Genomic DNA, 12,750 nt, shown 5'->3' with positions numbered 1-12,750 from the left:
AACTCTCCGTACCATGGTGGCCAATCGCCTGCCCCGAAGGACGTGACCATGCCCGACGCGGACCATAGCTCCGCCCCCCAGGCCCCGAGCGCCGCCGCAGCCGACGGGGCCGCCGAGTGGTCGGCGCCGTCGTGGGAGCAGATCGTCGCCGAGCACTCCCCGCGGGTGTACCGCCTGGCGTACCGTCTCACCGGTAACCGCGCCGACGCGGAGGACCTCACGCAGGAGACCTTCGTGCGCGTCTTCCGCTCGCTGCACGCCTACCAGCCGGGCAACTTCGACGGCTGGCTGCACCGCATCACCACCAACCTCTTCCTCGACCAGGCCCGCCGGCGCTCCCGGGTGCGGATGGATCCCATCGGCGAGGCCACCGACCGGCTTCCGAACGCGCACGACTCCGAGGAGCCCGAGCGCGGCTTCGAGCACGCCCACCTCGACCTCGACGTCCAGGCCGCCCTGGACGCCCTCCCGCCGCGCTACCGCGCCGCCGTCGTGCTGTGCGACATCGAGGGCCTGTCCTACGAGGAGATCGCCGCGACCCTCGACATCAAGATGGGCACCGTCCGCTCGCGGATCCACCGCGCCCGGGCCATGCTGCGCGAGCAGCTCGAGCACCGCCGTCCGGGGTCGGCGGCGTCCCGCTCCGCGGCCCAGCCGCCCACGCCGGCGCTGCACGGGGGCGCCGGATGAGCCACCTGGGCGACGACGTCAGCGCACTGGTCGACGGCCAGCTGCCGCCGGAGCGCGCCGAGGAGGCGCTCGCCCACCTGGTCGGCTGCGAGCCGTGCGCCCGGGAGGTGGCCCACGAGCGTGCCTCCCGCCGGCGCCTGGCACAGGCGCGGGACATCGCCCCCAGCGCCGAGCTCACCAGCAGGCTCATGCGGATGGCGCACGAGCCGCCGCCCGCGGCGCACCGCACCCGCACCCTCGTCGACGTCGCCCTGCAGCCCCTGACCTCCGGCCGGGCCCGGCGGCGCCTCGCGGTGCGCAGCGTCCTGGTCCTCGCCGGCGCGGCCGGCGTGGCCGGGATGCTGACGGTCGTCGGCATGCTCACCGAGCGCACCGGCGACCCCGCCCTCATGGTGGCCCAGCTCACCGGCGCCGGGACGGGGGAGTCGCGGTTCGTCGTCTCGGCCGACACGCCGCGCACGGCCGCGGTCGGCGGGCCGACCGTCGACACCACGCACGCGGCGCTGGGCTGGCTGGCGGCCAACGGGTGGAGCGCGCCGAGCCGGCTGCCCGCGGACCTGCGGGTGAGCCACGTGGGCACGGTCGAGGGTCCGGCCGGCGAGGAGCTGCTGGAGATCGAGCTGGTCGGCGACGGGCACCAGGTGGTCGTGCTCGAGCAGCGGGGGGTGCTCGACGGCGCCTCGCTGGCCGAGCTGCCCGCGGTCGACCTGGGCTCTCACGCGGCCTACGAGCTGCCGGTGTCGGGCATCGCGCTGGTGCTGCAGTGCGGCGACATCACGGTCCTGGTCGCCGGCCCCGGCGGCGAGGACGACGCCGTGCGCGCCGTCGCCGGCGCGTTTCCGGTCACCGAGCCGGGATCCGGGATGACCGACCGGCTGGGCCGCGGATGGCAGACACTGGTCGGGTGGACCGACCTGATCGCGAGGTGAGCACGGACGGGAGAGGGCCCGACATGACGCACGAGCACGGCACCCTTCCCGCCGAGCCCCCTCACGCCGGCGACTCGCCTCCGCCCGGCGAGCCCCGCCCGGCCGCGGCCGACCCGTACGACTACGCCCCCACGCCCGCCCCCGGCGCGGCGCCCTACCACCGGCCCGGCGCGCTGCCGGGTGCGGACGGCAACCCCGGGGCGACCCCCGAGGCGGAGGCCGGGTCCTCGCGCTGGCGCCGGTCGTTCCGGTCCGCGCGGCGCGCCCGCCGCGCCGCGCCCGGGCCCGGAGCGCCCGGGCCCGGCGCCGGCGAGGCGGGTGCCAGGTGGCAAGGGGCCTCCGCGCCGGCCGACCCGGCACCGGGGAGGTGGCCGTTCGCCCCGCCCGCCGCGCCGCCGGCGAGCCCGCCTCCCGGGCCGCTGGCGGGTCCGGCTCCCGGGTCGTCTGCCGCCCCGGCTGCGGGGCCGTTCGCCGCCCCGGCTCCCGGGCAGCTCGCAGCACCGGCTCCCGGCCAGTTCTCTGCGCCGGCCTCGGGGCCGCTCCCGGCCCCGCCCGGCGGCCCCGGGACGGCGGGGCTCACCGCGCCCGCCGGGGACACGCGGCCGCTGCCGCCCGCCCCGCCCGCGCCGCCGGCGCCGGGTGACGCCGCGGCGCCGGCGCACGGGGCCCGGCCGCAGCCGGTCTTCGCGCCCCCCTCGACGTGGCGTGCGCCGGGCGCCCCGCCGGCGGGCGTGGCCGCCGGCACGCCGCGCACCGGCGCGCCGCATCCGGGCGCGGCGCAGCACGCCGGGGCGGGCGAGCCCGCCGAACCCGTGGCCGCCGCACCCGCTCACCCGGCCGGCGCCGGGCCGGGCGGCGTCGTCCCGGTCCCGTACGCGGCCCCGGCGGCCCGTCCCGGGGTGGGCCGCGGCGTCGTCGTCCTCCTCGTGCTCGTCGCCCTGCTCACCGGGCTGCTGCTCGGCGGGCTGGGCGCGCGGGCCGTGTTCGGCGTCGGCGAGGCCCGCGCCGGCGCGCTGCCGGCGTCCTCCGGCGGCGACGTCGACCGCGCGCCGGACTCGGTGGCGGGCATCGCCAAGACCGTGCTGCCCTCGACCGTCTACATCGAGACGACGGCGGGCGGGCAGCGCGCCTCGGGCACCGGGATGATCCTGCGCGAGGACGGCTACGTCGTCACGAACAACCACGTCGTGCAGGCGGCGGCGGACGGCGGCGGCCGCGTCGTCGTCGTCTTCGCGGACGGCACCCAGGCCGAGGCCGACATCGTCGGGCGCACCGCCGAGTACGACGTCGCGGTCCTCAAGGTCGACCGGGCCGGGCTCGCCCCGCTCGTCCTCGCCGACTCCGACACCGTCGCCGTGGGCGACCCGGTGGTCGCCGTCGGCGCCCCGCTGGGCCTGCAGGGCACCGTCACCACCGGCATCATCAGCGCCCTCAACCGGCCGGTGCGCGCGGGCGGGCCGGGCGCCTCCACCTTCATCAACGCCATCCAGACCGACGCCGCGATCAACCCCGGCAACTCCGGCGGACCGCTGGTGGACGCCGCGGGCCAGGTGGTGGGCATCAACACCGCCATCGCGCAGGCGTCGGGCTCCTCGCAGGCCACCGGGAGCATCGGGCTCGGCTTCGCGATCCCCGCCAACCAGGTGCGCCGCACCGCCGAGCAGCTCATCGCCGACGGGCGGGCCACCTACCCGGTCATCGGGGTCGCCCTCGACACCCGGTACACCGGCGAGGGCGTCCAGGTCCTCACCGACAACCAGGGCGGACAGCCGGCCGTCACGCCGGGCGGCCCGGGCGACGCGGCCGGGATCAAGCCCGGCGACGTCATCCTCAGCATCGACGGCCGCCCGGTCACCGACCCCGACGAGCTGATCGTCGCGATCCGCTCCCGCGCCCCGGGGGACACCGTCGAGCTGAAGGTGCGGCGCGGCGGCCAGGAGCGGACCGTCTCCGTGGTCCTCGGCGAGGAGGAGTCCGACTGAATCGCGCGGCGGTGAGCAGGGGCGCTCAGGGGTGCCGGGGCGAACTATCCTGAGGGCGTGCCAGGTATCTCCGGCGGCGAGCTCGTCGTCCTGCTCGTGCTCGCCTTCCTGCTCATCGGCCCCGAGCGCCTGCCCGCCCTCGCCCAGCAGCTCGGACGGCTCACCCGGGAGCTCAAGAAGCTCGCCACCGGGGCCAAGGAGAAGGTCCGCGAGGAGCTCGGGCCCGAGTTCGACGACCTCGCGAAGTTCGACCCCCGGCAGTACGACCCGCGGCGCATCGTCCGGGAGGCGCTCCTCGACGACGAGCCGGTGAAGCCGGTGAAGCCGGTCAGCCGCCCGCCAGCCGCGCGCCGTCGTCCCTCGGGGAACCCGACCCGCCCGTCCGTCGCCGCGGGCGCGGCCGGCGCCGCAGCCGGGGCCGCGGCCGGCGCCGCCGTCGTGCCACCGGCGGCCGGCGCGGAAGGCGCGGCCGGGGCGGTGCCCGCGGTGGCGAACCCGGCCGACGTCGTCGCGCAGGCACACGCCCCGGCGTCCGCCGCCCCCGGCGTCGTGTGGCCGGCCGGGGCCTCGGTCGCCGGCGCCGTCACCGAGGCCGGCGTGCCCGCCGAGCCGGCCCAGGCCGTCGGCGCGGAGGCCGAGCCGTACGTCGTGCCGTTCGACGACGAGGCGACCTGAGCGACCTGCGCCGCTCCGCGGCCCGTCCTAGCGTGAGGGGATGAGCGATCAGCACGACGGGTCGGACACGATCAAGGACCCCGAGGAGTGGACCACCGGCGACGAGCCCGCCACCGGGGCGCAGCTGAGCTACCTCGGCACCCTGGCGCACGAGGCTGGCCGGGAGGTGCCCGAGAACCTCACCAAGGCGCAGGCGTCGAGCCTCATCGACGAGCTCCAGGACCAGAGCGGGCGCCTCTCGGGCGAGCGCTGAGGGCGACGGGGCCGGGCGCCCACGAGCGGCCCCGGGCCAGCCGCGGTCGCGGCCGGACTGGCATCCGGGACGCAGCCACCACGCCAGTCTGGCTGCTGCGGCCGGGGTGACGGCTCGGCCGCTCAGCGACCGACCGGGCTGATCCCCAGCGACCGGCCGGCGAGCCCGCGGGCGCGGTGCGAGAGGGAGCGGGCCACGCCGCGCAGCGCCTGCGCCGCGGGGCTGTCGGTGTCGCGCAGCACCAGCGGCACGCCGGTGTCGCCCGCCTCGCGCAGCGACTGCTCGAGCGGGACCTGGGCCAGCAGCGGCACCTGGTAGCCGAGCGTGCGGCCGAGCTCGGTGCTCACCCGCTCGCCCCCGCCGGTGCCGAAGAGCTCCAGCCGCGAGCCGTCCGGCTGCTCGAGCCAGGACATGTTCTCCACGACGCCGACGACGTGCTGGTGGGTCTGCTCGGCGATGACACCGGCGCGCTGGGCCACCTCGGCGGCCGCCACCTGCGGGGTGGTCACCACGAGGATCTCGGAGGTGGGCAGCATCTGCGCCACGGAGATCGCGACGTCGCCGGTCCCGGGCGGCAGGTCGAGCAGGAGCACGTCCAGGTCGCCCCAGAAGACGTCGGCGAGGAACTGCTGCAGCGCGCGGTGCAGCATCGGCCCGCGCCAGACCACCGGCCGGCCGTTCTGCGTGAACATGCCGATCGAGATGACCTTCACGTCCTTCGCCACCGGCGGCAGGATCATGTCGTCGACCTTGGTCGGCGGATGCTCGACGCCCAGCATGCGGGGGATGGAGAAGCCGTAGATGTCGGCGTCGACGACGCCGACCTTGAGCCCGTCGGCGGCCATGGCGGCGGCGAGGTTCGCCGTCACCGACGACTTGCCCACGCCGCCCTTGCCGGAGGTCACCGCGTAGACGCGGGTGAGGGAGCCGGGCTGGGCGAAGGGGATGACCGGCTCGGCGACGCCGCCGCGGAGCATCGTGCGCAGGTCCTTGCGCTGCTCGTCGGTCATCACGCCCATGTCCACCCGCACGCCGGAGACGCCGGGCATCTTGCCGACGACGGTGGTGACGTCGCGGGTGATGGTGTCCTTCAGGGGGCAGCCGGCGGTGGTGAGGTCGACGCCGACGACCACCTCGCCGCCGTCGCCGACCTCGACCGAGCGGACCATGTTGAGCTCGGTGATCGGACGGCGGATCTCGGGGTCGATGACGTTGCCGAGCTCGGCCCGGACTGCCTCGACGGTGGGAGCACTCATGCGCCCATCGTAGGCGGCGCCTCGAGGGACCCGTCACCGTGGTCCCGTTCGACCCGGCGCCGCTCGGCCATCGCCGCGAGCTCGAGCTCGAGCTCGCGGATGCGGGCGTCGCGCTCCTCGACGATGTCCTCGAGCAGGCCGCGCAGCTCGGAGCGGACGTAGTCGCGGGTGGCGAGGTCGTTCATGGCCATGCGCAGCGCCGCCAGCTCGCGGGCGAGGTACTCGGTGTCGGCGAGGTTGCGCTCGGCGCGCTGGCGGTCCTGCTCGGCGGCCACGCGGTCGCGGTCGGTCTGCCGATTCTGGGCGAGCAGGATCAGCGGCGCGGCGTAGGACGCCTGGAGCGAGAGCATCAGGGTCAGGGCGGTGAACCCCAGCGCCGCCTTGTCGAACTGGAGGTGGGTCGGCGCCAAGGTGTTCCACCCGAGCCACGCGACGCAGAAGATCGTCAGGTAGATGACGAACCGGGGGGTGCCGAGGAAGCGGGCCACGCCCTCCGACACCCGGCCCACGCGGTCGGGGTCCTTCGTGCGCTGGCGGTACCAGCGCCAGCGCCGCCGCGCCTCCAGGGGGGTGTCCAGGCGCTCAGCCATGCGCGCTCCTCGTCATCGCCTCGTCGGTGACGTCCTCGTCGGCGTCGCGCCAGTCGTCGGGCAACAGGTGGTCGAGCACGTCGTCGACGGACACGGCGCCGACGAGCCGCCGCCCGGCGTCGACGACCGGCAGCGCGGTGAGGTTGTAGGTGGCCAGCAGCCGGGTGACCTTGCCGATGCCGTCCTCGGGGGCGAGGGCGTCGACGTCCTTGTCGAGGATAGAGCCCAGGAGCTGGTGCGGCGGTTCGCGCAGCGCCTCCTGCAGGTGGACGACGCCGAGCAGCTTGCCCGTGGGGGTCTCCAGCGGCGGGCGCACCACGAACACCATCGCGGCCAGCGCCGGGGTGACGTCACGGCGCCGGGCGTGCGCCAGCGCGGCGGCGATGGTGGCCTCCGGGGGCAGGATGATCGGCTCGGTGGTCATGAGGCCGCCGGCGGTGTGCTCGTCGTAGGCGAGCAGGCGGCGGACGTCCTCGGCCTCGTCGGGCTCCATGCGCTCGAGCAGCTCGCTGGCCGTCTCCGTGGGCAGCTCGGAGACGAGGTCGGCGGCGTCGTCGGGCTGCATGACGTCGAGGACGTCGGCGGCCCGCTCGAGATCCAGGCCCGAGACGATGGAGACCCGGTCCTCCTCGCCCAGCTCCTCGAGGACGTCGGCGAGCCGCTCGTCGTCGAGCTCGGCGGCCACCTCGAGGCGGCGGGCGTCGGGGAGGTCGCGCAGCACGTCGGCGATGTCGGCGGGCTTGAGGTCCTCGAGGGTGGCCAGCAGCGCGGTCGCGCCCTGCTGGGCCGGGCTGGTGGCCACGCCCGTCACCTCCTCGACGTCGACGACGAACGCCTCGCCGCGGCGCAGCCCCCGCCCGGAACGGCGCACGAACAGCTTGGTGACCAGCCAGTCGCCGTTGCGCTGCTGCTCCATCGCGACGTCCTCGATGACGGCGGTGCCCGAGCCGTCCCGGAAGGTCACCGGGCGGTCGAGCAGCTCGGCGACGACGAGGGTCTCGGTGGCGCGGCGGGAGAAGCGGCGGATGTTCACCAGCCCGGTGGTGATCACCGCCCCGGCGTCGACGCTGGTCACGCGGGTCAGCGGGACGAACACGCGCCGCTTGCCGGAAACCTCCACCACGAGACCCACGGCCCGGGGACTGCCCTTCGCGCGGACGAGCACGACCACGTCGTGGACGCGGCCCACCTGGTCGCCCAGGGGGTCGAAGACGGGGGTGCCGGCCAGGCGCGCCACGTACACCCGGCTCGGTGGCGCGCTGCTCCGCATGGTCGAGGTGCTCACGGCGGCAAGCCTACGGCCGTCCCCGCGCGCGGCTCGCCCACGCCCGGCGGCCTGGCACCGGACGGTGCGACAGAGGAAGATCGGGACATGGCCATGATGCGCAGACCGAGCGACGCCGCGCTCCCGACGATGCCCACCGGTGTCGAGATCGCCTCCTTCACGACGTACCTCGAGGCGCAGCAGGCCGTCGACCACCTGGCGGACGAGGCCTTCCCCGTCCGGCACGTCTCCATCGTGGGCACCGACCTGCGGCTGGTCGAGCGCATCACCGGCCGCCTCACCTACGCCCGGGTGGCCGGCGCCGGCGCGATGAGCGGGGCCTGGTTCGGCCTGATGATCGCCCTGGTCTACTGGCTGTTCACGCCGAGGGGTGGTGGCTTCCCGCTGCTCGCCGGCGTGCTCATCGGCGCCGCGTTCGGCATCCTCTTCGCCGTGGTCTCCTACGCCCTGACCGGCGGCAAGCGCGACTTCACCTCTGCCAGCCAGGTGGTCGCCGGCCGCTACGCGATCCTGTGCGCGGCCGAGAACGCCGGGGAGGCGCGCCAGATGCTGGCCGCCGTCGGGCGCGCCGGGCACGCCCGCCCCGCGCCGCAGGCCGCCGCGCCCGCGCCGCCCCCCACCTCCGGCAACCCCTACGCCCCGCCGCGGTACGGCGCCACCGCCCCCGGGCCGGGCTCGCCCGGGGCGGGCGGCCCCGGCGCCACGCCCGCCACGCCCGGCATGCCCCCCGCCGCCCCGCCGGCGGGCGCCCGGACCAGCGAGCGCCCGCGCTACGGCCTGCGCCTGGAGGACCTCGAGCCCTCCGCCCAGCCCGAGGTGCCGGCGGCGTCCCCGACCGCCGAGAGCGCGCCGCGGCACTGGCGGCGGCCCGCCGGGCCCGACCAGGGCCCCGGCCACGGCGCCGGGCCCGGCGAGGCTGCGGGGCCTGACCAGGGTGCCGGGCCCGACCAGGGTGCCGGGCCCGACCGGGGTGCCGGGCCCGAGCCGGGCGGCGGCTCCGAGGAGGCCCCGGCGGGCAGCGAGCACGACGACGGGGGCCGCTCCCGGTGACGATCCCGGTCGGCCTGTCGACCTCCTCGGTGTACCCCGGCGGCGTCGAAGAGACCTATGACCTCGCGAAGTCGCTGGGCTACGACGGCGTCGAGGTCATGGTGCTGCGCGACCCCGACAGCCAGGACGCCGCGCGGCTGCGGCACCTGAGCGAGGAGTACGGCCTGCCCGTGCTCGCCATCCACGCGCCGACGCTCCTGCTGACCCAGGGGGTGTGGGGCAAGGACCCCTGGGACAAGATCGACCGCTCGACCGAGCTGGCGCACGCGGTGGGGGCGGACGTCGTCGTCGTCCACCCGCCCTTCCGCTGGCAGCGCAGCTACGCCGAGCACTTCGTCGGCGCCATCGCCGAGCGCGAGCGGCTCGACGGGATGCGCCTGGCCGTGGAGAACATGTTCCCCTGGCGGGCCAAGACCCAGAAGCGCGAGCGCACCATGCAGGCGTACCTGCCCGGCTGGGACCCGCTGGAGCACGACTACCGGTCGGTCACCCTGGACCTGTCGCACACCGCCACCGCCGGGCTCGACCGCGACGGTGCCCTGGCCATGGCGGACGAGCTCTACCCCCGACTGGCGCACCTGCACCTGGCGGACGGGACCAACACGTTCATGGACGACCACCTCGTCCCCGGGCGCGGTGACCAGCCATGCGCCGAGGTGCTCCAGATGCTCGCCGGGCAGCGCTTCGCCGGGTCCGTCGTCGTCGAGGTCAACACTCGCAAGATGTCCGGGGTGGGGCGCCGGTCCGCGCTGGCCGAGTCCCTCGACTTCGCCCGCCGGCACCTGGCCGACGGCGCCGCCCGGGCCGTGACGCGGGCGGCGGAGGTGCCCGAGGAGGGGTGAGCGGGTCGCCACGCCGCCCGAGGGCCGCGCGGGCCGCGCCCGGCCCTCCTCGGGCCGCCGTCAGCCGCGCAGGCGCGCCATCCAGGACTCGATCTGCTCCGGCGTGCGCGGGAGGGCGGCGGAGAGGTTCTCCACCGAGCCGTCCTCGCGGACGAGGATGTCGTCCTCGATGCGCACCGCGATGCCGCGCAGCTCCGCGGGGACCTTGAGGTCGTCCTCGCGAAAGTACAGGCCCGGCTCGATCGTGAAGACCATGCCCGGCTCCAGGTCGGCGTCGAGGTACATCTCCCGGCGCGCCAGGGCGCAGTCGTGGACGTCCAGGCCCAGGTGGTGGCTGGTGCCGTGGACCATCCACCGGCGGTGGTACTGCCCCTCGGGGGCCAGGGACTCCTCGGCGGTGCCGGGCAGCATGCCCCACTCGGCCAGCCGGGCGGCGAGCACCTCCATCGCGGCGGCGTGCAGGTCCCGGAACTTTGTCCCCGGCTGTCCGGCGCGGGCGAACGCGGCGTCAGCGGCCTCCAGCACGGCGAGGTAGACGCGGCGCTGGGGCTCGGTGAAGACGCCGTCGACCGGCAGGGTGCGGGTGACGTCGGCGGTGTAGAGCGAGTCGACCTCCACGCCGGCGTCGACGAGGACGAGCTGGCCGGGCCGGACCTGCCCGTCGTTGGTGATCCAGTGCAGCGTGTTGGCGTGGTTGCCGGCGGCCGCGATGGTCTCGTAGCCCAGGCCGTTGCCCTCCTCGCGGGCCCGGGCGCCGAACGCGCCCTCGATGACCCGCTCGCCGCGCGGGTGGGCCACCGCCCGGGGCAGCTGGCGCACGATGTCCTCGAAGCCGCGGGCGGTGGCCGCCACCGCCTCGCGCACCTGGCCGATCTCGTAGTCGTCCTTGCGCAGCCGCAGCTCCGAGAGCGCCTCGGCGAGGGCGGCGTCGGCCTCCGCGGCGCTCGCCGCCACGCCGGCCTGCTCGCGCACGGCGGCCACCTGGGCCTCGACGGCGGCGTCGGCGGACGGCACCACCCGCAGCTGGACCTGCCCGGCGTCCTTGGCCAGGGCGTCGGTCAGGGCGTCGATGTGCTCGGTGCGCAGCCCCGTCTGCGCCGCGACCTCCTGGAGGGAGGGGCGCACGCCCACCCACAGCTCGCCGTAGCGGGAGTCGGCGTAGAACTCCTCGCTGTCGCGGCCGGCGCGGGGCCGGAAGTACAGCACCGCCTCGTGGGTCGGGCCCTCCTCGCCGGTGTCGGGCACCGGGTGGAGCACGAGGACGGCGTCGGGCTCCTGGTCGGTGCCCAGCCCGGTGAGGTGGGCGAAGGCCGAGTGCGGGCGGAAGCGGTAGTCGTTGTCGTTGTTGCGCGTGACCAGCTGACCGGCCGGGACCACCAGGCGCTCGCCGGGGAACAGGCGGCCCACGGCGTCCCGGCGGGCGGCGGCGAAGTCGGCGGCGGGGGAGCGGTCGGGCAGCCCGTCCGGCCGCGGGCCCCAGCCGTCGGCGATGAAGGCGCGGAACGCCTGGCTGGTGGGGCGCTGGGAACGGTTGCTGCCCCGGTCGGTGAGGGCCTGCTCGGAGGAGGTCTGCGCGTCAGTCATGCCCCCATGCTCTCACCGGCCCCCGACACGGCCCCGGCCCCGGCCGGCGTCCCGGTTCGGCCGGGGCCCTGACCAGGTCGTACGCTGCTCCCTGTGTCAGCAGCCGAGACGGTGCGCATCGACCCGCACACGCACTCCGCTGCCTCCGACGGCACCGACAGCCCCGCCGGGCTGGTGCACGCGGCCGCCGCGGCCGGCCTCGACGTCGTCGGGCTCACCGACCACGACACCGTGCGCGGCTGGGCCGAGGCCGAGGCGGCGGCGCGGCAGGCCGGCGTGGCGCTGCTGCGCGGGGCCGAGCTGTCCTGCCAGTGGCGCGGCGTCACGGTCCACCTGCTCAGCTACCTGCACGACCCCGCCGACCTCACCCTGTCGGGGGAGATGGAGGCGGCGCGCCGCTCCCGGCTGGACCGCGCGCGCACCATGGTGGACCGCATCTCCCGGGACTACCCGATCACCTGGGCCTCGGTCCAGGCGCAGGTGGGCGCCGGCGCCACCGTGGGCCGCCCGCACATCGCCGACGCCTTGGTCGCCGCCGGGGTGATGCCGGACCGCAGCACCGCCTTCGACACGGTGCTGTCGGTGCGCGGGCCTTACTACATCCCCTACCACGCCCCGGACGCCGTGGAGGCGGTGGCCATGGTCCGCGCCGCCGGCGGGGTGCCGGTCATGGCGCACCCGCGGGCCAGCGTGCGCGGCCGGGTGGTGCCCGACGCCGTCGTCGCGCAGATGGCCGAGGCGGGCCTGGCCGGCCTGGAGATCGACCACCGCGACCACACCGCCGGGGCCGTCGAGGAGCTCGCCGCGCTCGCGGCCCGCTTGGGGCTCGCCCGCACCGGCTCGAGCGACTACCACGGCGCCGGCAAGCCCAACCGCCTCGGTGAGCACACCACCGCCCCGGCCGTCCTGGAGCGCATCGAGAGCGAGGGGTTCCTGCCCGTGGTGCGCCCGTGAGCGACATCCTCAACGTGACGCTGATGTCGACCACGTTCCTCACGCTCTTCGTCATCATGGACCCCCCGGGTACCGTCCCGGTCTTCCTCGCCCTGACCTCGACGATGACGGCCCGGCAGCGCCGCACCGCCGCCCGCCAGGCCACCCTCGTCTCCCTCGGCGTCATCCTCGCCTTCGCCCTGTTCGGCCCGTACATCCTCGACTTCCTGCACATCTCGGTCCCGGCGCTGCAGCTCTCCGGCGGCCTGCTGCTGCTGCTCGTGGCGTTGGAGCTGCTCACCGGCAAGGCGGACGAGCCCACGCCGTCGGCCGGGAACGTCAACGTCGCGCTGGTGCCGCTCGGCACGCCGCTGCTGGCCGGGCCCGGCGCCATCGTCGCCGTCATGCTCGCCGTCCGGGACGCCGGCGGGCACCTGGCCGGGTGGACCGCGATCGCCGTCGCCCTCCTCGCCGTCCACCTGGCGATCTGGGCCTTCATGCGCTTCGCGGGCCTGATCCACCGCGTCCTGGGCGACGGCGGGACGACGCTGGTCACCCGCATCGCGGGCCTGCTGCTCGCCGCGATCGCGGTGCAGCTCATGGTCGACGCCGTCTTCGTCTTCATCAACGAGAAGTTCTGAGGGCCCGCGGGGCTGTCTGCCGCCGGGCGACGGTGGGAGA

Annotated in this window: 13 protein-coding genes; 9 read left to right on the top strand and 4 right to left on the bottom strand. The window is 76.2% G+C overall.

What is annotated here, in order from left to right:
* Window positions 1–48: 48 nt before the first annotated feature.
* The 5 genes from sigE to GD880_RS01890 all read left to right on the top strand — a co-directional run bounded on the left by sigE (window position 49) and on the right by GD880_RS01890 (window position 4,529).
* Complete coding sequence (sigE, locus tag GD880_RS01910; RefSeq protein WP_152229919.1) at window positions 49–690, top strand: RNA polymerase sigma factor SigE; 642 nt, start codon at window positions 49–51, stop codon at window positions 688–690.
* Window positions 687–1,619 carry an anti-sigma factor family protein gene (locus tag GD880_RS01905; RefSeq protein WP_152229918.1) on the top strand — a complete coding sequence of 311 codons (933 nt, stop codon included), beginning with the start codon at window positions 687–689 and terminating at the stop codon, window positions 1,617–1,619. Before sigE ends, GD880_RS01905 begins: the two co-directional genes overlap by 4 nt.
* A 731-nt stretch (window positions 1,620–2,350) precedes the next feature.
* Entirely contained in the window at window positions 2,351–3,601 is a 1,251-nt protein-coding gene (locus GD880_RS20570; RefSeq protein WP_226909302.1) for a S1C family serine protease, read from the top strand.
* Between the two features lie 57 nt (window positions 3,602–3,658).
* On the top strand, window positions 3,659–4,276 hold the full coding sequence (locus GD880_RS01895; RefSeq protein WP_152229916.1) for a twin-arginine translocase TatA/TatE family subunit: 618 nt from the start codon (window positions 3,659–3,661) through the stop codon (window positions 4,274–4,276).
* Between the two features lie 40 nt (window positions 4,277–4,316).
* Entirely contained in the window at window positions 4,317–4,529 is a 213-nt protein-coding gene (locus tag GD880_RS01890; RefSeq protein WP_152229915.1) for a DUF3072 domain-containing protein, read from the top strand.
* A gap of 122 nt (window positions 4,530–4,651) precedes the next feature.
* On the opposite strand, the gene GD880_RS01885 is transcribed toward GD880_RS01890, so the two are convergent.
* The 3 genes from GD880_RS01885 to GD880_RS01875 are packed head-to-tail and all read right to left on the bottom strand — an operon-like array spanning window position 4,652 to window position 7,645.
* Window positions 4,652–5,785 (bottom strand): Mrp/NBP35 family ATP-binding protein, encoded by a 1,134-nt coding sequence (locus tag GD880_RS01885; protein ID WP_152229914.1) that lies wholly within the window; start codon window positions 5,783–5,785, stop codon window positions 4,652–4,654.
* Complete coding sequence (locus GD880_RS01880) at window positions 5,782–6,375, bottom strand: DUF1003 domain-containing protein (protein WP_152229913.1); 594 nt, start codon at window positions 6,373–6,375, stop codon at window positions 5,782–5,784. The genes GD880_RS01885 and GD880_RS01880 overlap by 4 nt, the downstream gene beginning before the upstream one ends.
* Window positions 6,368–7,645 (bottom strand): magnesium transporter MgtE N-terminal domain-containing protein, encoded by a 1,278-nt coding sequence (locus GD880_RS01875; protein ID WP_152230146.1) that lies wholly within the window; start codon window positions 7,643–7,645, stop codon window positions 6,368–6,370. The genes GD880_RS01880 and GD880_RS01875 overlap by 8 nt, the downstream gene beginning before the upstream one ends.
* Before the next feature lie 102 nt (window positions 7,646–7,747).
* On the opposite strand from GD880_RS01875, the gene GD880_RS01870 reads away from it, so the two are divergent.
* Both GD880_RS01870 and GD880_RS01865 read left to right on the top strand, forming a co-directional pair.
* Window positions 7,748–8,710, top strand: a complete 963-nt coding sequence (locus tag GD880_RS01870) for a general stress protein (RefSeq protein WP_193314315.1) — start codon at window positions 7,748–7,750, stop codon at window positions 8,708–8,710.
* The gene (locus GD880_RS01865; RefSeq protein WP_152229912.1) at window positions 8,707–9,552 is read left to right on the top strand and encodes a sugar phosphate isomerase/epimerase family protein; all 846 of its coding nucleotides are present in this window, start codon (window positions 8,707–8,709) and stop codon (window positions 9,550–9,552) included. The genes GD880_RS01870 and GD880_RS01865 overlap by 4 nt, the downstream gene beginning before the upstream one ends.
* A 60-nt stretch (window positions 9,553–9,612) precedes the next feature.
* Here GD880_RS01865 and GD880_RS01860 read toward each other — a convergent pair whose 3' ends face one another.
* Entirely contained in the window at window positions 9,613–11,136 is a 1,524-nt protein-coding gene (locus GD880_RS01860; protein WP_152229911.1) for an aminopeptidase P family protein, read from the bottom strand.
* A 111-nt stretch (window positions 11,137–11,247) separates the two neighbouring features.
* On the opposite strand from GD880_RS01860, the gene GD880_RS01855 reads away from it, so the two are divergent.
* Both GD880_RS01855 and GD880_RS01850 read left to right on the top strand, forming a co-directional pair.
* The gene (locus GD880_RS01855) at window positions 11,248–12,090 is read left to right on the top strand and encodes a PHP domain-containing protein (RefSeq protein ID WP_152230145.1); all 843 of its coding nucleotides are present in this window, start codon (window positions 11,248–11,250) and stop codon (window positions 12,088–12,090) included.
* Window positions 12,087–12,710: a MarC family protein gene (locus GD880_RS01850; protein WP_152229910.1), complete on the top strand. Its 624-nt coding sequence runs from the start codon at window positions 12,087–12,089 to the stop codon at window positions 12,708–12,710. Before GD880_RS01855 ends, GD880_RS01850 begins: the two co-directional genes overlap by 4 nt.
* Window positions 12,711–12,750 lie beyond the last annotated feature (40 nt).

Origin of the sequence: Georgenia ruanii (assembly GCF_009193175.1) — a bacterium.
Classification (GTDB): Bacteria; Actinomycetota; Actinomycetes; order Actinomycetales; family Actinomycetaceae; genus Georgenia; species Georgenia ruanii.
Note: the sequence above shows the minus strand (reverse complement) of the source record. Positions and strands in the feature narration are given on the sequence as shown.